This window comes from Nocardiopsis sp. N85 (assembly GCF_028882275.1).
Lineage (GTDB): Bacteria > Actinomycetota > Actinomycetes > Streptosporangiales > Streptosporangiaceae > Nocardiopsis > Nocardiopsis lambiniae.
The window spans coordinates 335,076-353,137 of record NZ_JARBUT010000004.1 but is presented as its reverse complement, the minus strand read 5'-3'; the positions used below and the strand labels follow the sequence as shown (position 1 = coordinate 353,137).

The window sequence follows — 18,062 nt, the reverse complement described above, 5'->3', positions numbered from 1 at the left end:
CCGATCACGTACGAGTCCAGGAACTCGTAGATCTCCCGAGGCTTGGGCAACGCGTCCCAGGAGAGCTCCGTGGAGTCGGCGAGCTCCTCCTCGATGATCTCGTTGCACAGGTCGATGCACTCATCGCAGATGTACACGCCGGGGCCGGCGATGAGCTTCTTCACCTGCTTCTGGCTCTTGCCGCAGAACGAGCACTTCAGCAGGTCCCCGCCGTCGCCGATGCGTGCCACCCAGCCACTCCTCGAAACTAAGGCCGCCGACGTCGCGTACGGGGCCGCGCGGATACGGGTTCCGCCTCCGACCGCGCACGGACAGGCGATCTGTGTGTCGCTCTTTCGCCAGACTAAGCGAAAAACCGGACCGGCTTCACCACCGGGCCCTTCCGGGCGGGTTGAAGACCGGTCCGGTCGACGCCTTCTCGACCCTTGTCCGCGGGGTCTACTTGTTCAGGGACGCCTTGCGGTACGGCAGCACGAAGTCGATGATGCCGTACTCCTTGGCCTCTTCGGCGGTGAGGATCTTGTCCCGCTCGATGTCCTTGGACACCTGCTCGGGCGTACGGCCCGTGTGCCGCGCCAGCGTGGTCTCCAGCTGGGTCCGGATCCGGGTGATCTCGTTGGCCTGGATCTCGATGTCGCTGGCCTGACCGTGCATGCCCTCCGTGGCGGGCTGGTGGATCAGGATGCGGGCGTTGGGCAGCGCGCCGCGCTTGCCCTTGGTCCCGCCCGCGAGCAGGATGGCCGCGGCGGAGGCGGCCTGGCCGATGCACACCGTCTGGATGTCCGGGCGGACGAACTGCATCGTGTCGTAGATCGCCATCAGCGACGTGAACGATCCGCCCGGCGAGTTGATGTACATCTGGATGTCGCGCTCGGAGTCGAGCTGCTCCAGGGTGATGAGCTGGGCCATGAGGTCGTTGGCCGACGTGTCGTCGATCTGCACGCCGACGAAGATGATCCGCTCTTCGAACAGCTTGTTGTACGGATTCATCTCCTTGACGCCGTAGGACGTCCGCTCCACGTAGGACGGCAGGACGTAGCGGCCCTGGGGAGCCATCGGGGCGGTGCCGCCGACAAAGGGGTTGAACTCGGTCATTTCACGCCTTCCACGCTTCCACGCACTACGCCGATCCCGGCACCACCGGGTCGGTCGGGGTCACCGTACCGTCCCCGGATGCTCCGAGGCCCGACGGTTCCGTTCACCGACCACTCGCTACCCGCGGTCCCGGGTCACGTCGAGCGTGCCCTCCAGGACCTCGTCGATGAGGCCGTAATCCTTGGCCTCCTGCGCGGTGAACCAGCGGTCGCGGTCGGCGTCCTTCTCGATCTGTTCGACCGTCTGACCGGTGTGCTCGGAGATCTTCGCGATGAACATCTTCTTCACGTACATCAGCTGGTCCGCAAGGATGCGGATGTCGGAGGCGGTACCACCGATGCCGCCGGACGGCTGGTGCATCATGACCCGGGTGTGCGGAAGCGCGTAGCGCTTGCCGGGGGTACCGGCGCACAGGAGCATCTGCCCCATGGAGGCGGCCATGCCGATCCCCACCGTGCGCACGTCGTTGGGGATGTACTGCATGACGTCATAGATCGCCATGCCGGCGGTCACGGAACCACCGGGCGAGTTGATGTACAGGGTGATGTCCCGCTGGCGGTCCTCGGCGGACAGCAAGAGGAGTTCACCCACCAGGCGGTTGGCGATCTCGTCGTCGACCTGCTGGCCGAGGAAAACGATTCGCTGGCGCAACAGGCGCTGAGGCGTCTGCTCAAGAAAAGGGGAAAACTGCGGCTCCGACGTACGAGCGTCGAATCGCGAGGACTCATTGAAGATCGGCGGCACTCTCGTCACCTGCTCCGGAATCGAAACGGTTGCGATACAGCGACACTAACGCCGACCGACACCGGGGTTGCACGGATCCCGTGCCTGTTCGCTTTGAGCGCAGGGTGGCGCGAGCCCGGCGGTGCCTGTTCTCCTGTCGGCGAACAAGGAGGGGTCCGGGGGCGGGAATAAAGGGAGGTTCCGCCACGGAAGGGAGGAGGAGATCCGGGAAAAGGGACGGGCCCCGCCCGACCCTGGGGTCGTGCGGGGCCCGTGAACGCTCGTCGAGCGCGGGACCTACTTGGCGTCGTCGGCCTTGGCGTCCTCGGCCTTGACGTCGTCGGCCTTGACGTCGTCGGCCGGGGTCTCCTCGGCGGCGGACTCGGTGTCCTCCTCGATGACCTCCAGGCCCTCGACGGCCTGGGCGGCGGCCTTGGCGGCCTTCTCCTCGGCGGTCTCCTGCTCGATGACGTTGCCGTCCTCGTCGGTGATCTTCGCCGAGGACAGGACCAGGTCCATGGCCTTACCGCGGACGACCTCGGTGAAGGCGACGCGGATCTGGTTGGACTGCACCAGGTGCTGGGCCAGCTGGTCCGGGCTCACGCCCATGCGCTGGGCCTGCTCGAACACGTACTGGCTGAGCTCGCCCTGGTCGGCGCTCAGGTCCTCCTGGATGGCGAGCTGGTCGAGGATGAACCCGGCCTTGACCGCGGAGCGGGCGCCGGTGGTCAGCTCCTCGTCGAACTCCTCCTCGGTCTTCTCCTGCGACTCCAGGTAGGCCTCCTTGGTGAGGCCGCTCTGCGCGAGCTGCTGCTCCAGGCTCTCGCGACGGCGCTGGATCTCCTCGTCGACGACCGCGTCGGGCAGCGGCAGCTCGATCGACTCGATCAGCTTCTCCAGGGCCTTGTCACGGGCGGAGGAGATCTGCTGGATGCGACGCACCTCGGTCATGCGCTTGCGCACGTCCTCGCGCAGCTCGCCGATGGTGTCGAACTCGCTGGCCAGCTGGGCGAACTCGTCGTCCAGCTCGGGCAGCTCCTTCACCTTGACGCTGTGCACGGTGACGGTCACGTCGGCCTCGCGGCCCTCGTGCTCGCCGCCCACCAGGGTGGTGGAGAAGGTGGCCTCGCCGCCGGACTCCATGCCGCGCAGGGTCTCGTCCAGACCCTCCAGCATGGCGTTGGTGCCGACCTCGTAGGAGTAGCCGGTGACGGCGACGTCGTCGAGCTTCTCACCGTCGATGGAGGCGGAGAGGTCGATGGAGACGTGGTCGCCGTCCTCCACCGGGCGCTCGGCGCCGGCCAGGGTGGAGAAGCGCTCGCGCAGGAAGCCGAGCTGCTCGTCGATCTGCTCCTCGGTGACCTCGGCGTTGTCGACGGTCACCTCGATGCCCTTGTAGTCGGCGACCTCGAACTTGGGGCGGACGTCGACCTCGGCCGTGAAGGCGAGCTCGTCGTTGTCCTCCAGCTTGGTGACCTCGACGTCGGGCTGGCCGAGCGCGAAGATCTCCTCCTTCTGGATGGCCTCGTTGTAAAGCTCGGGCACGGCGTGGTTGACCGCTTCGCTGATGACCGCGCCGCGGCCGACGTAGCGGTCGATCAGTCGGGCCGGCGCCTTGCCCGGGCGGAAGCCCTTGATCCGAACCTGCTTCGCGAGCGACTTGTAGGTCACGTCGAAAGCGTGATCGAGTTCCTCGAAGGGCACCTCGACGGTCAGCTTGACCCGGGTGGGGCTCAGCTCCTCGACAACGGTCTTCACGGGGCGGTACTCCTAGGTTTGCCGGCTGGTGTCCGCGTCGGCCCGCAGGCGCACCACACAACGGCGAATGCACGCGCGCACCCCCGGAAGATCTGACGATCACCGCGTCGGGGTGCCCTGCGACGGGCTGGGACTTACAGTTTCCTGCTGATCGCACCAAGTCTAGGGCAGATGCACAGGGGGGACCGCGCACGGCATGAAGCCGCCGTCGCGGTCGGTTTTTCGTCGGGGTGGCGGGATTCGAACCCGCGGCCTCATGCTCCCAAAGCATGCGCGCTAACCAAGCTGCGCCACACCCCGCGCACCCGATGACCGTGTCCGGCTCTGTGCCCTTCCTCGACCTCGGGTCGCACACGACGATCGCACGCCCCGAAAGGGGTGTGCGACCAACGCCCCGGAGACTGTACTCTTGTCTCCGTCGGCTCCACGAGTCTAGAGGAAACTCAAGGGCTCCGGCGCCACGCGGGCGTAGTTCAATGGTAGAACCCCAGCCTTCCAAGCTGGTCATGCGAGTTCGATTCTCGTCGCCCGCTCATCGACGGCGAGGGCCGGTGTCCCGATCGGGACACCGGCCCTCGTCTTTCGCCTTTTCCCGCCCTCGGACCGTGACCCCCCTCACAGAACCGAACGTTGTTCGGCCAGAGCAGGAATACCCGGCGCGACCGGGTACGTTGACCTTTCGGGTGGGGACGCCGACATCAAGGCCGGACGGGCGCCCCTGAACGGAGCGGGTGGCTGATGACCGAGGTGGATACGGCGCTGAGCGCACGCTGGTTCCAACGACCGGAGGGGCTGGAACGGCCCGCCGTCGTCACCGGCGTCTTCGACGTCCTGCACGTCGGGCACATCCGTTTCCTCCAGGCCATCGCCGACCGGGGTCTGCCCCTCGTCGTGGGGATCGAGTGCGACGAGCGCGTGCGCGCCTGGAAGGGACCCGGCCGACCGGTGAACCCGGAGGAGGAGCGCGCCGAGACCATCGCCGCCCTGCGCTCCGTCACCGGCGCCTTCGTCATCGACGGGCCGCCCGAGGTCGCCGACTGGTCGGCCTACGCCGAGGTCCTGCGCCCCCTGGCCCCCGCCGCCCTCGCCTTCACCGCGGGTGACCGCTACACCCGCGCCAAGATCCTCGGGGCGGAGGCGCTGGGCGCCCTCTCCTGGGAACTGCCCTTCACCCCCGGCCGCTCCACCACCGCCGCGCTGGGCCGACTGGCCCACGCCCTCTGAGACCCCCTCGGGAAGTCGGGCGCGCGGGCGGTTGTTGACCCACGCGTAACGCGAATCGAGGCTCAGATGTCCATGATGTCCGGCCGGCTCTCCTACAGGGCCCTGGTCAACGACGGGAGTGCCCGCGGGCAGCAACTGCCCCCCGGCATCACCCGTCGGATCGTCTCCTACGCCCGCCCCCACTGGCGGGCGATCCTGTTGTTCCTGTTCGTGACATCGGTGGGCGCCGTCATCGTGGTGGCCAACCCGCTGCTGCTCAAGACCATCATCGACCGGGGGATCATCCCCGGCGACGCGACGCTGGTGATGTGGCTGGCGGTCACGGCCGGTGTCCTGGCCTTCGTGGAGGGCCTGCTGGCGCTGACCGGCCGCTGGTTGTCGGCGCGCATCGGCGAGGGCGTCATCTACCTGCTGCGCACGCAGGTCTTCACCCATGTACAGCGGATGCCGCTGGCGTTCTTCACCCGTACCCAGACCGGCTCGCTCATCAGCCGGTTGAACACCGACGTGGTCGGGGCCCAGCGGGCGATCACCTCGGTGTTGCAGTCGGTGGTCTCCAACCTGGTCAGCGTGACCGCCGTGATCATCACCATGGCCGCGCTGTCCTGGCAGATCACCCTCATGGCGCTCGCGCTGGTGCCGTTGTTCCTGGTGCCCGCCAGGTTCATCGGGCGCCGGCTGGCGCACATCTCCCGGGACGCGATGGACACCAACGCCGACATGAGCTCCCTGATGACGGAGCGGTTCAACGTCGGTGGGGCCATGCTGGTCAAGCTGTACGGACGGCCGGAGGAGGAGTCGGCCGGGTTCTCCCGGCGGGCCGCCCGGGTGCGCGACCTGGGGGTGCGCCAGGCGGTGTTCGGCGGGCTGCTGTTCACCATGCTGGGGATGATCACCGCGCTGGCGACAGCGATGGTCTACGGCGTCGGCGGCGTGCTGGCGGTGGACGGCGCCCTGGAGGTCGGCACCCTGGTGGCGCTGACCACGTTGATGGTGCGCCTGTACGGACCGGTGACGACCCTGTCCAACGTGCACGTGGAGATCATGACCGCGCTGGTGTCCTTCGACCGGGTCTTCGAGGTTCTGGACCTGGAGCCCGGGATCAAGGAGGCTCCCGACGCCCGGCCGGTCCCGTCGGGTCCGGCGAGCGTGGAGTTCGACAACGTGTCGTTCCGCTACCCGGGCGCGGAGGAGACGTCGGTGGCCTCCCTGGAGCTCAACCCGCAGGCGCGCGGCACCGAGGGCACCCAGGTGCTGAGCGGGGTCTCGCTGCGGGCCGAGCCCGGGACGATGGTGGCCCTGGTGGGCCCCTCGGGGGCCGGGAAGACGACGCTGACGCACCTGGTGTCGCGGTTGTACGACCCGACGGAGGGCACGGTGCGCATCGGCGGCCTGGACCTGCGGGAGTCGGCCTCCGACTCGCTGCGCGAGGCGGTGGGCGTGGTCACCCAGGACGCGCAGCTGTTCCACGACACGATCGGGGCGAACCTGCGCTACGCCCGACCCGACGCCACCGACGGGGAACTGGAGGAGTCACTGCGGATGGCCCGCTTGGGCGCGCTGTTGGAACAGCTGCCCGACGGACTGGACACGATGGTGGGCGACCGGGGCTACCGCCTGTCCGGCGGTGAGAAGCAGCGGTTGGCGATCGCCCGGCTGTTGCTGCGCGCGCCGTCGGTGGTGGTGCTGGACGAGGCCACCGCGCATCTGGACTCGGAGTCGGAGGCGGCGGTGCAGGAGGCGCTGGCGGTGGCGCTGGCCGGGCGCACGTCCCTGGTCATCGCGCACCGGTTGGCGACCGTGCGCGAGGCCGACCAGATCCTGGTGCTGGAGGACGGCCGGATCCTGGAGCGGGGCACGCACGAGGAGCTGCTGGGGCGGGACGGCCTCTACACGGCGCTGTACCGGACCCAGTTCGCGCCGCAACACGGCTGAGGCGCTACTTCTTCCGCTTCTTCTTCTCGCGCTCCTTGCGCTTCTCACCGTCCTTCTTCTTCGAGGGGCGGGAGGCCTTCTCGGCCTTCCGCTCCTTCGCCTTCTTGCGCTCCTTCTTGGCCGCCTTGGCCTTCTTCGGCTTCTTGCGCTTCTTGGGCTTCTTGGCGTTCTTCGAGGTCACGTGATCGGCGAGGACCTCCGGGAGGGGGGCCAGGCCGGGGCCGCCGGCGAAGATCCAGTCGTCGAGGGCGTCGAGCAGCCGGTCCTCGGTCATCTCCCCCAGCCACACCGGTGCGGCGCCGGCCGTGCGGCCGGCTCGGGAGGGCTGCACGACCACGACGTTGGCCTGGAAACAGATGCCCAGGCACTTGCTGGTGCGGACGGGCACGGTGCGGCCCGCGTGGTCGTCGATGGCGGAGAGCCGGGCGAGCTGGGCCTTGTGGTCGACGCCGGGGACCTTCTTCTTCGTCCCGCAGCAGCACCCACGGCAGACCGTGAGCCGGCAGGGCTGTCCGTCGATGTCGCCCACATCCACCCCCTCACTGGAACGTTAGGTTCGCCTTACCTGATCCGATTCAGGGTAACCCGTCCCCGAACAGTCGTGACCAGCGGGGACGTCGAACGGGCGCCAGGTCTCGGGAAGCCCGGCGTCGTCCGTCGTCCCGTTCCATCCGGGTTCCCACAGGAACGGCAGTCCCGCCGCCAGGAGCGGCCGTCGGTGGTCCATCAGCTGCATCCGCACCTGGGGTTCGGTGCAGGCCCCCGAGTTCCCGCAGCGGGCGATGGGCCGACCCGCCTCGACCCTCTCCCCGGGGCGCACCGTGATCGATCCCCGTTGGAGATGGCCCAGGAGCACGTACGCGCCGCCGATGTCGACGATCACGTGGTTGCCCAGGAGGCCGGCCGGTCCGCGCAGTTCGCGCAGGGTGTTCTCGACGACCGCGCCGAACAGCCACGGCCAGGAGTTGCGACTGCGGTGATCGCGGCGCCGGTCGTGCACGGTCACGACGATCCCGTCGGCGGGCGCGCGCACGGGTCGGCCGAACGCCGGGAAGTCCTCGGGCGGTCGGCTCAGCGGACGCCAACCGATGTCCGGCCGGGTGCCGTCCTCGGCGACCAGGCCGAGGGCGTGCGTCTGCCCGTAGGCGTGGGTCCCCTGGCTGGGGACCGCGTCCACCGGGCTCGTCAACGCCATCCAGCGACCGCGGACCGGGGGCCGCAACAGGCGGGGCGCGCACCGGACGGTGCCCAGGCGCAGGTACACGGCCAGCGCGACGGCGAGCAGGGTCCATCCGATCCACCAGGGCAGACCGGCGTAACCGGCGAGCAGGGCCGCGGCGGCCGCCCACATCAGCGGAACGCGGACGCGTGCCAGGGCGACCTGGAATCGGGACGGGGCGGGATCGGGCATCCTCCATTGTGGACACCCGATCCCGCCCCGACCGAACGGCCCTACCGTTTCCGGTTCTCCCGGGCGCGCTTGCGCAGGTAATCGGTGGCGGCGTCGCTTCCCCTGTCGATCTTGTCGTCGTGGGCACCGCCGGTGGCCTTCTTGGCGGCACCCGCGGCCTTACCGACGAATCCTTCGACCTTGTCGGCGTTGTCGTCGACGGCCTTCTTCAGTTTGTCGAAAGCATCTCCGGCACCGGACATGGAATCCCCCTTCGATCCGTCCTGCACACAAGGCGATACCCGGTGCGACCCGAGTTCATTCCGAGGTCAGAGGTCAGAGGTCGAGGATGATCCGGGCGATCGAGAAGTAGATGAGCAATCCGGTGGCGTCCACCAGGGTCGCCACCATCGGGGAGGACACCACCGCCGGGTCCACGCCCACCTTGCGGGCCAGCAGGGGCATGGACGATCCGATGATCGCCGCCCAGGTGCAGATGACGATGACCGAGAGGGCCACCACCACGGCGATCTGGAACCCCACCAGCAGGGCCCCGATGGCCAGCGCCAGGCCCGCGAGCATGATGCCGAGCAGCAGGCCGACCCGGGCCTCCTTCCAGATGACCTTGGGCAGGTCGCGCACCCGCACCTCACCGACGGCCAGGGCGCGCACGATCGCGGTGGCGGACTGGGCGCCGACGTTGCCGCCCGTGCCGATGAGCATCGGCACGAACACCGCCAGGGCCGTGACCTCCTCCAGGGTCGCCTCGAAGACCTGCATGACGTTGACGGTGAGGGTGGCCGCCACGATGAGCAGCATGAGCCACACCGAACGGGCCCCGACCAGTCGCAGCACGCTCACGGTGACGTAGTGGTCGCCGAGGGGACTGGCACCGGACTGGCGGGCCATGTCCTCGGAGTCGGCGGCCTCGATGAGCTCCAGGGCGTCGTCGAAGGTCAGCAGGCCCACGAACCGGTCCTCGGAGTCGACCACCGACAGGGAGACCAGGTTGGCCTCCTGCATGAGGCGGGCGGCGTCCTCGGCGGGGTGGATGGCCCGCACCCGCGGCGCGAACACGTCCACGATGTCCTTGAGCAGCCGGGCGTCGTCGTTGACGACCAGGTCGCCCAGGGTGACGGTGCCGACGAGACGGCGCCCGTCGGTGACCACCGGCAGGGTGTAGATGGTCTCCGCGTCGGCTCCTTTGACGCGCACGATCTCCAGGGCCCGGCCCACGGTGAGGTCGCGGTGCAGGACGACCGTCTCGGGGGTCATGTACCGGCCGACGGAGTCCTCGGGGTAGCCCAGGAGCGCCGCGGTCATCTTGCGTTCGGCGGGGCTGAGCCCGGCCAGGGCGCGGGTGGCGATCTTGGCGGGGGCCTCCCCGATGAGACGGGCCCGGTCGTCGGGGTCCATCTCCTCCAGGATCTCGTGGAAGGCGCTGTCGCGCAGGCCCAGGAGGATGGCCTGCTGCTGGCCGGGATCGAGTTCCTCGAAGACCTCCAGCTCCCGGTCCTTGTCCAGGAGCCGGAAGGGGATGATCGCCTCTCCGCTCGTCATGCGGGAGAGTTCGTCGGCGATCTCGTAGGGCCTGTGTTCGGCCAACCAGAGCCGGATACCGGTCAGGTCGTTGTTCTCGACCAGATCGATGAGTTCTTCAGCGCGCTCGCCTTCTGACATGCGAAGCACCCCCTCGCGTTCTCCTACGCCCGGCGGGCACGGCCCACGGGGCGACACCGGTTTCGAATGGCGGCTCCGGGTCCCGTCGTCACCGGTGTGAGGGCCCGCGCGGAGTCGGCGCCGGGGGCGGGGAAGGGCGCGCGCGGACGCCCGGGAGACGTGTACGGGGACGGCCGACCGTACACGGGACGGGGAGCATCCCGACCTTACCCGTCCCGGGGCCGGTGGCGGGCCCCGGCGTCCCGTCCCGGGGCGTCAGTGCCGCCAGAGGACGACGAGGGCGCAGTCGTCGTTCTTGTCCTTGCTGAGGGAGTCGACGATCTTTCCGGCGCCCGTGGAGAAGCCCCGGGTGACCAGCGTCTCGGCGGCTCCGAGCAGACGGTCGATGCCCGCGTCGAGGTCCTCACCGGGTGTCTCGATGAGGCCGTCGGTGCAGAGCATGATGGCGTCACCGGGGCGGAGCCGGCCGCGGACCGACGTGTAGGTCATCTCGGGGATGACGCCCAGGACCACGCCCTTGGCCTCGGTGGTGCTCCACACTCCGGTGCCCGCGTCGTAGTGGAGCGCGGGCGGGTGGCCGGCGGAGGCGATGCGGTACTCACCGTTGCCCAGGTCCACGCTCAGGTGGACGGCGGTGACGAATCCCTCACCGCCGCCGGTGCGCATGAGGTAGTCGTTGCAGTGGGCGAGGAACTCCCCGGTGGGGACGGCCCCGATGAGACCGCTGAAGGCGCCCGAGAGCAGCAGGGCGCGGGTACCGGCGTCGACACCCTTGCCGGAGACGTCGACCACGGCGATGTCCAGCCGCTCGCCGTCGCGGTGGGAGACGACGAAGTCACCGCCGAAGGAGGATCCGCCGGCCTGGCGCAGGACGGCGGTGCGGCCCCAGCCGCCGGGGAGCTCGGGCAGCCTGCCCTGGTGACGCAGCCGGTCGCGCAGGTCCAGGAGCATCATCTCGCCGCTGAGACCCTGCACTCCGAGGCGTTCGCGCACGCCCGACAGCAGGTAGGACAGGACGGCGGTGACGCCGATGGTGACCAGCAGCCCGGGACCGACCTGACCGAAGTCGAGCATGAAGGCGACGAAGACGAGGACGGCGGCGACCACGCCGAGGAGGAAGGCCAGGCTCTTGCGCTTGAGCAGCAGCCCGCCGGCCAGGACGGTCAGGATCGTGGAACTGGGCGGGAACCAGCCGGCGGGGCCCCAGACGGCGCCCACGCCGATGCCGACGGCGAGGACGACCAGGGTGATGAGGACGAGCCGGTAGCGGAACAGCACCTTGCGCCGGAGCACCGCGACGATCCGCTGCGCGGTGGTGCGCAGCAGTCGGGTGGCCTTGGCGTTCGGTGTGGGCTTCATGGATCCTCTGTACGGGCGCGTCCGCTCGCGGGGTCTCGGTGTCGTCGGTCGGCTCGGCCCGCGGGGGTCGATGTCGGTCGGCTCGGTGGGCCTGCGCCGTGGCCGTGTCGGTACGGCCGGGACCCGACGGCACCCCCGTGGGCTCGGGGCGTTCGGCGGGCCGAGGGCGGTGTGGGGGCCCGCCCGGGTCGTGGCGGCGGGCCATGGGCACCGCCGGGCGGCGGCCGGGATGGGACCGGGCCGCTGTGCACGAACTGTAGCGCGGGGGGTGTCCGACTGGCACGTGCATCCGTCGGTGTTCTCCCCCATAACCGCAGGTTTGGGGTCGGCCCAAACCCGCTGGGCCGGGCACACGTACGCCCTCGGGCGGACGGACGCCGGGGCGGGCGCGTCCGCGCGAGGGCGCGTACGGGTTCGGGAGTGCTACGGCAGGGGCGGGAGTTCGCCGGTCTCCTCGTAGGCCGTCAGCATCGAGATCCGGCGGGTGTGCCGCTCCTCTTCGCTGTAGGGCGTGGAGAGGAAGAGCTCCACGAAACGGGTGGCCTCCTCCAGGGTGTGCATCCGGCCGCCGACGCCGAGCACGTTGGCGTCGTTGTGCTCGCGCGCGAGCCGGGCGGTGTCCTCGCTCCAGGCCAGAGCGGCGCGAACGCCCTCGACCTTGTTGGCGGCGATCTGCTCGCCGTTGCCGGAACCGCCGATGACGATGCCCAGCGAGCCCGGGTCCGCGGCGACGCCCTCGGCGGCGCGCAGGACGAAGGGCGGGTAGTCGTCGACGGCGTCGTAGAGGAACGGCCCGGCGTCGACGACCTCGTGGCCGCGCTCCTTCAGCCAGGAGACGAGGTGTTCTTTGAGCTCGTAGCCCGCATGATCTGATCCAAGGTAAACACGCACGGACACAGTCTCGCAGGTCGTGACGGGCGCACGCACGACGCCCCGCCCCATCGCGGGGACGGGGCGGGGCGTCGGGAACGTCTTCGGGCCGAGTTCAGACGGCGCCGGCGGCGGCGGCGACGCTCAGGCCCAGGATGGCGAAGAGGACCATGGAGGCGATGGCGATCACGTTGCTGATCACCATCATCTTGACGTCCTTGCCGAGGGGTCCTGCCTTGGAGACCGCGGGCTTGTTGCTCAACTCACACCTCGTTCGGGTTCGACCAGGGGATGATCGGTCAAAATTTTTCCACACCCCACAACGCGATTCTCACCGGGGCCGATTCCTGGTATGAGACGTTCCGGGGCGTGAGGCCGGCCACAGCCACCGATCACATCTGTACTGCTTTGACCTCGCAGAACTCCTCCAGGCCCGGCAGGCCCCACTCGCGCCCGTTTCCGGAGCGCTTGTAGCCGCCGAAGGGGGCGCGCGGGTTGAGCGCGCCGCCGTTGAGCTCCACCTGGCCGGCCCGCAGGCGTCGGGCGACCGCGAGCCCCCGGTCGGGGTCGCCCGACCACACGGCGGCGTTGAGGCCGTAGACGGTGTCGTTGGCGATGGTCACGGCCTCGTCCTCGGTGTCGTAGGGGATGAGGACCAGGACCGGTCCGAAGATCTCCTCCTGGGCGATGCGCATGTCGTTGCGCACGTCGGCGAAGACCGTGGGGCGAACGTGGTAGCCGGGCCCTTCGACGGGCTCGGGGCCGCCGGTGACCAGGCGGGCGCCCTCCTCGACGCCGAGTTCGATGTAGGCGCGGACCTTCTCCAGCTGGGCGGCGGAGACCAACGGGCCCATACGGGTGGTCTCGTCCCCGGGGTCCCCGGGGACGTACTTGGCGGCGGCCTGCCCGGCCAGGGCGACGGCCTCCTCGTAGACGTCCCTGTGCACGAGCATGCGGGTGAGGGCGTTGCAGCTCTGACCGGTGTTGCGCATGACGTCGGCGACGCCGCGCTTGACGGCGGCGGTGAGGTCGGCGTCGGGGAGGATGACGTTGGGCGACTTCCCTCCCAGTTCGAGGGCGACCCGCTTGACGGTCTCGGCGGCCACCTGGCTGACCCGGGTGCCGGCCCGGGTCGAGCCGGTGAAGGAGACCATGTCGACCCGCGGGTGGGCCGCGATGGCCTCGCCCACGACCGGCCCGGTACCGGAGACCAGGTTGAACACGCCCGGGGGCAGCCCGGCGTCGTGGAAGGCCTCGGTCAGGGCGTAGGCGCTCAGCGGGGCGACCTCGCTGGGTTTGAGGACGACGGTGTTCCCGGCGAGCAGCGCGGGAACGACCTTGAGCACGATCTGGTGCAGCGGGTAGTTCCACGGGGTGATGGCGCCGACCACGCCGACGGGTTCGCGGACGACGAGCGAGTTGCCCAGCCGTTCGCCCTCGAAGTACCGCTCCCCGTTCTCCTCGACCAGGTCGATGTAGGTCTGGAACATGAGGGAGGGCAGGCCCGCCTGCACTTTGCGGGCGAACACCACGGGAGCGCCCATGTCACGGGTGAGCAGGGCGGCGATGTCGTCGATGCGGGAGTTGAAGAGTTCCAGCACCTTGGTCAGGTGGGTGACGCGCTGCCCGGGGGTGAGCGCCGACCACGCCGGGAAGGCGGTCGCGGCGGCCGTGACCGCGGCGTCGACGTCCCGGGGGTCTCCGGCCGGAACGGCGTCGATGACCTGCTCGGTCGCCGGATCGATCACGTCCAGGGCCTCGTCCGAGGCCGAATCGCGCCAGGCGCCGTCGATGTAGAGGGATCGCATGCCACCACTGTCGCAGAACGGGATTCGGTCGGCCAGTGCGGGTCGGCCGACCCGTGATCCCACCGATCCCCCCGCCTCGGGGCCCGACCGTGTCCTTCGGACGCCTTCGTTCCCCTCAGCGAAGCCGGGTGCCGGCGAGCGGCCGTCCGGGCGATCCCTCGCGAGACGAAGTGCGCAGCCGGTCCCGGGCGGCCGTGCCGGCGTCCTCGTCGCCGCGAGCGGCCGTCCGGGTACCCCGAACCCGTCAGGCCGGTCAGTCCCAGTGCGGGGGCCGCTCGGCGATCAGCCGGTCGGTGGAGTCGTCGGCGGGGTCGTCGCCCCAGCCCAGGGCCCTCTCGTCACCGGTGGTGTCGGGCAGGATCTCAAGGTCGTCGAGGAATTCGACCCTGCGGTCGTCATCGGGTCCGGGCACGGTCTTCCCTTTCGTTCGGGTGCGGCGGTCGGTCGCTGCGGCCGTCTCCAGTGTGCACTGTTGGGCGGGCGGTGGAGGTCTCTCCCCGCCCGGCCCGAGCGGCGCGTCGTGCCCGGTGCGGCCCGTGCGTCCCACGGGCCCCGTTCCGCTTCGTCCCCTCCGCCCCGGAAGGCCCCCGAGGGGCGGCCCGCCCCTTCCTCGGAGACGCCTCACCCGCCGGCCCCGGGGACGTCCGGGGCCGGACCGAGGCCCCGGCCGGTTCGGGGACCGGCGGTCAGTCGAAGATCGGGCCGCGGGTACGGGTGCGCTTGAGCTCGAAGAAGCCGTCGACGCCGGCGACCAGGCGGACGCCGTCCCACAGCCTTCCGGCCTCCTCACCGCGCGGGATGGGAGTGACGACGGGACCGAAGAAGGCGACGTCCTCGACCTGGACGACGGGGGTGCCGACGTCCTCGCCGACCAGCTTCATGGCCTCGGCGTGGGAGGCGCGCAGGGCCTCGTCGTAGTCGGTGGAGCGGCCGGCGGCGATCAGGTCCTCGGGCAGGCCCGCCTCGACCAGGGCGGCGCGGATCGTCTCCTCCGTGGTGGGCTCGGCGTTGTTGTGGAACCGGGTGCCCAGGGCGGTGTAGAGGGGACCCAGGACCTCGGGGCCCGCGTGCTGCTCGGCGGCGACGCACACGCGCACCGCGGCCCAGGCGCGGTCCAACATGTCGCGGTACCCCTGGGACAGGTCGCGGCCCTCGTTGAGGACGCTCAGGCTCATCACGTGCCAGCGCACCCGCACGGGGCGCACCTTCTCGACCTCCAGCAGCCAACGGGAGGTGATCCACGCCCAGGGGCAGGCCGGATCGAACCACATGTCCGCATAGGTGAGGTCCTGCTCAACGGAATCGGCGGGGGTCTGCGTCATCGATGCTCCTCGCGAAAATCGGGCCGGCGCCCCGGAGAGGCCGCCGAAGGCCTACAACCTTCGATTTCGGTTGCGCATTCCGCCCCGGCGCGTGGCAGGATCGAAACCGAATCGACAATCGATCCACCGGCCCCGACGACATCCCTTGCCGAGGGGGCCCTCGGCCAGCGCCGTCGGCCGGTGATGCGATCCGGCCGGCGACGACGGCGGCCGTGGAGGGAGCGTGGCGTGGCAGGGAACCTGACCCGGGACGAGGCTCGGGAGCGGGCGCGCATTCTGAGCGTCGACTCCTACGAGGTGACACTCGACCTCACCACCGGTGACGAGACCTTCCGATCCACCACCGTGGTCCGCTTCTCCTCTTCGGAGCCGGGCGCGCGGACGTTCGTGGAACTGGCCGCACCCCGTGTGCTGTCGGCGTCCCTGAACGGTGCGGAACTGGACCCGGCCGAGCTGTTCGACGGTGAGCGCCTGGCGCTGCCGGAGGTGGCCGCCGACAACGAACTGACCGTGGTGGCCGACGCCGCCTACATGCGCACCGGTGAGGGTCTGCACCGGTTCGTCGACCCCGTGGACGACTCGGTGTACCTGTACACCCAGTTCGAGACCGCCGACGCGCACCGCATGTTCGCGTGCTTCGACCAGCCCGACCTGAAGGCGACGTTCGAGCTGACCGTGTTCGCGCCGCCGTCGTGGACCGTGGTCTCCAACAGCGCCCCCGACGTGGAGGGCGAGGCCGTCGGCGAGGAGCGGACGCGCTGGCACTTCCCCGCCACGAAGCGGATGTCCACCTACATCACGGCGCTCGTCGCGGGTCCCTACCACGTGGTGCGCGACGAGCACGACGGCATCGACCTGGGCCTGTTCTGCCGGGCGTCGCTGGCCGAGCACCTGGACTCCGACGCCCTCTTCGAGGTGACCAAGCAGGGCTTCGACTTCTTCCACGACCTGTTCGGCGTGCGCTACGCCTTCGGCAAGTACGACCAGTTGTTCGTGCCGGAGTTCAACGCGGGCGCCATGGAGAACGCGGGCGCCGTCACCTTCCTGGAGGACTACGTCTTCCGGTCCCGGGTCACCGACGCCCGCTACGAGCGTCGCGCGGAGACGATCCTGCACGAGATGGCGCACATGTGGTTCGGTGACCTGGTCACCATGCGCTGGTGGGACGACCTGTGGCTGAACGAGTCCTTCGCGACCTACGCCAGCGTGTACTGCCAGGCCAACGCCACCAAGTGGACGGACGCCTGGACCACGTTCGCGAACGTGGAGAAGTCCTGGGCCCTGCGCCAGGACCAGCTGCCCTCCACCCACCCGATCGCCGCCGACATGGTCGACATCCAGGCGGTCGAGGTGAACTTCGACGGCATCACCTACGCCAAGGGCGCCTCGGTGCTCAAGCAGTTGGCGGCGTACGTGGGCGTGGACGCGTTCTTCGCCGGTGTGCGCGCCTACTTCCAGGAGTTCGCCTTCGGCAACACCGAGCTGAAGGACCTGCTCAAGCACCTGGAGGCGGCCTCGGGTCGCGACCTGTCGGGCTGGTCGCGCGAGTGGCTGGAGACCACGGGCGTCAACACGATGCGCCCGGACTTCGAGGTGGACGCGGAGGGACGCTTCACGTCGTTCGCCGTCCTCCAGGAGGCCGCCCCCGAACACCCGACGCTGCGTTCGCACCGGCTGGCGATCGGCCTGTACGACCGCACCGACGAGGGCATCGTGCGCCGCGAGCGCGTGGAGCTGGACGTCGACGGCGCCCGTACCGAGGTGCCCGCGCTGGTCGGCGAGGCCCGCCCGGACCTGGTGCTCATCAACGACGACGACCTGACCTTCACCAAGATCCGGTTGGACGAGCGGTCCCTGGCCACGGTCGTGGAGGACGTCGGGAGCATCCGGGGGTCGCTGCCGCGCGCGCTGGCGTTCAGCGCCGCCTGGGACATGACCCGCGACGGTGAGATGGCCGCCCGCGACTACGTCGACCTGGTCGTCTCCGGGATCGACGGCGTGGACGACGTCACGATCGCCCAGACCCTGCTGCGCCAGGCCGTGTCGGCGCTGCACAACTACGCCGACCCGGCGTGGCGCCCGTTCGGGTTCGAGAGGCTGTCGGATCGGCTGCGTGAGCTGCTGACGGCCGCCGAGCCCGGTGGCGACCTCCAGCTGGCCTACGTCACCGCGCTGACCTCCAGCGCGGTGAGCGACGCCCACCTGTCCCTGCTCCAGGGGCTGCTGGACGGCGCGATCACCGTGGACGGCCTGGAGGTGGACACCGACCTGCGGTGGACGCTGCTGCGCCGCCTGGTCGCCACCGGCAAGGCCGGCGAGGACGAGATCGCCACCGAGTTGAAGAACGACCCGACGGCCGCTGGCCAGCGGCACGCGGCGGGCGCCCGCTCCGCGATCCCCACCGCCGAGGCCAAGGCCGCGGCCTGGGACCGCATCGTGGGCGAGGAGCTGGCCAACGCCGAGTTCCGGTCGGTGCTGCTGGGCTTCGTCGAGCCGGGTCAGGCCGACCTGTACCGGCCCTACACGGAGAAGTACTTCGCCCAGCTGGCCCCGGCGTGGGAGAAGTGGACCGGCGAGTTCGCGCAGACCTTCGCCGAGTTCATGTACCCGGGCGGGCTGGTGGAGGAGGCGACGCTGGAGCGCACCGACGCCTACATCGCCGAGCACTCCCCCGCACCGGCGCTGCACCGGCTGCTCATCGAGGGCCGGGCCGGTGTCGAGCGGGCCCTGAGGGCCCGCGCCGTCGACATCGCCGCCGGCAAGGAGCGCCAGGAGGACCGGGCGTCGTGAGGTGACCCACGGGCCCGGGGGATCGCTCCTTGGGTTCCAGCGGTGGTCGCAACACCCTGACTTCGGGGAGGTTGCGGCCACCGTGTCGTCTTCGAAGAAGGAACCGGC

General features: G+C 70.0%; 17 protein-coding genes and 2 tRNA genes. 4 read left to right on the top strand and 15 right to left on the bottom strand.

The annotated features are described in order from the left end of the window. From PWG71_RS08925 to PWG71_RS08905, 5 genes are all read right to left on the bottom strand, one after another. The coding region (locus tag PWG71_RS08925) for a ClpX C4-type zinc finger protein (RefSeq protein WP_274809085.1) at window positions 1–230 on the bottom strand (230 nt) is incomplete at its 3' end. 208 nt (window positions 231–438) lie between these two features. Further along, complete coding sequence (locus tag PWG71_RS08920; RefSeq protein WP_274809084.1) at window positions 439–1,095, bottom strand: ATP-dependent Clp protease proteolytic subunit; 657 nt, start codon at window positions 1,093–1,095, stop codon at window positions 439–441. 117 nt (window positions 1,096–1,212) lie between these two features. Further along, a complete protein-coding gene (locus tag PWG71_RS08915; protein ID WP_274809083.1) occupies window positions 1,213–1,839 on the bottom strand; it encodes a ClpP family protease in 627 nt (208 codons plus the stop codon). Window positions 1,840–2,115: 276 nt separating this feature from the next. Then, window positions 2,116–3,576: a trigger factor gene (gene tig / locus PWG71_RS08910; RefSeq protein WP_274809082.1), complete on the bottom strand. Its 1,461-nt coding sequence runs from the start codon at window positions 3,574–3,576 to the stop codon at window positions 2,116–2,118. A gap of 225 nt (window positions 3,577–3,801) precedes the next feature. After that, window positions 3,802–3,876, bottom strand: a tRNA-Pro gene (locus PWG71_RS08905). A gap of 162 nt (window positions 3,877–4,038) precedes the next feature. Between PWG71_RS08905 and PWG71_RS08900 the strand changes: the two genes are divergently transcribed. From PWG71_RS08900 to PWG71_RS08890, 3 genes are all read left to right on the top strand, one after another. Beyond that, window positions 4,039–4,109: transfer RNA gene (locus tag PWG71_RS08900), tRNA-Gly, on the top strand. A gap of 205 nt (window positions 4,110–4,314) precedes the next feature. Next, on the top strand, window positions 4,315–4,800 hold the full coding sequence (locus PWG71_RS08895; protein ID WP_274809081.1) for an adenylyltransferase/cytidyltransferase family protein: 486 nt from the start codon (window positions 4,315–4,317) through the stop codon (window positions 4,798–4,800). Between the two features lie 72 nt (window positions 4,801–4,872). Next, on the top strand, window positions 4,873–6,735 hold the full coding sequence (locus PWG71_RS08890) for an ABC transporter ATP-binding protein (protein ID WP_274809106.1): 1,863 nt from the start codon (window positions 4,873–4,875) through the stop codon (window positions 6,733–6,735). A gap of 4 nt (window positions 6,736–6,739) precedes the next feature. On the opposite strand, the gene PWG71_RS08885 is transcribed toward PWG71_RS08890, so the two are convergent. From PWG71_RS08885 to PWG71_RS08840, 10 genes are all read right to left on the bottom strand, one after another. Further along, a complete protein-coding gene (locus PWG71_RS08885; RefSeq protein ID WP_274809080.1) occupies window positions 6,740–7,264 on the bottom strand; it encodes a (2Fe-2S) ferredoxin domain-containing protein in 525 nt (174 codons plus the stop codon). Between the two features lie 21 nt (window positions 7,265–7,285). Further along, entirely contained in the window at window positions 7,286–8,146 is an 861-nt protein-coding gene (locus tag PWG71_RS08880; RefSeq protein ID WP_274809079.1) for a M23 family metallopeptidase, read from the bottom strand. A gap of 41 nt (window positions 8,147–8,187) precedes the next feature. Next, the gene (locus PWG71_RS08875; RefSeq protein WP_274809078.1) at window positions 8,188–8,388 is read right to left on the bottom strand and encodes an Rv0909 family putative TA system antitoxin; all 201 of its coding nucleotides are present in this window, start codon (window positions 8,386–8,388) and stop codon (window positions 8,188–8,190) included. Window positions 8,389–8,461: 73 nt separating this feature from the next. Next, window positions 8,462–9,805, bottom strand: a complete 1,344-nt coding sequence (mgtE, locus tag PWG71_RS08870) for a magnesium transporter (protein WP_274809077.1) — start codon at window positions 9,803–9,805, stop codon at window positions 8,462–8,464. 255 nt (window positions 9,806–10,060) lie between these two features. Next, a complete protein-coding gene (locus PWG71_RS08865; RefSeq protein WP_274809076.1) occupies window positions 10,061–11,164 on the bottom strand; it encodes a PP2C family protein-serine/threonine phosphatase in 1,104 nt (367 codons plus the stop codon). A gap of 423 nt (window positions 11,165–11,587) precedes the next feature. Beyond that, window positions 11,588–12,055 carry a ribose-5-phosphate isomerase gene (locus tag PWG71_RS08860; protein ID WP_274809075.1) on the bottom strand — a complete coding sequence of 156 codons (468 nt, stop codon included), beginning with the start codon at window positions 12,053–12,055 and terminating at the stop codon, window positions 11,588–11,590. A gap of 94 nt (window positions 12,056–12,149) precedes the next feature. After that, window positions 12,150–12,296, bottom strand: coding sequence for a hypothetical protein (locus tag PWG71_RS08855; protein ID WP_274809074.1), 147 nt, complete (start codon window positions 12,294–12,296; stop codon window positions 12,150–12,152). A gap of 130 nt (window positions 12,297–12,426) precedes the next feature. Beyond that, window positions 12,427–13,842: an aldehyde dehydrogenase family protein gene (locus tag PWG71_RS08850; protein WP_274809073.1), complete on the bottom strand. Its 1,416-nt coding sequence runs from the start codon at window positions 13,840–13,842 to the stop codon at window positions 12,427–12,429. Window positions 13,843–14,095: 253 nt separating this feature from the next. Further along, on the bottom strand, window positions 14,096–14,254 hold the full coding sequence (locus tag PWG71_RS08845; RefSeq protein ID WP_274809072.1) for a hypothetical protein: 159 nt from the start codon (window positions 14,252–14,254) through the stop codon (window positions 14,096–14,098). A gap of 274 nt (window positions 14,255–14,528) precedes the next feature. After that, complete coding sequence (locus tag PWG71_RS08840; RefSeq protein ID WP_274809071.1) at window positions 14,529–15,164, bottom strand: mycothiol-dependent nitroreductase Rv2466c family protein; 636 nt, start codon at window positions 15,162–15,164, stop codon at window positions 14,529–14,531. A 228-nt stretch (window positions 15,165–15,392) separates the two neighbouring features. Here PWG71_RS08840 and pepN point away from each other — a divergent pair, with 228 nt between their 5' ends. Next, window positions 15,393–17,954: an aminopeptidase N gene (gene pepN, locus PWG71_RS08835; RefSeq protein ID WP_274809070.1), complete on the top strand. Its 2,562-nt coding sequence runs from the start codon at window positions 15,393–15,395 to the stop codon at window positions 17,952–17,954. Window positions 17,955–18,062: the final 108 nt, after the last annotated feature.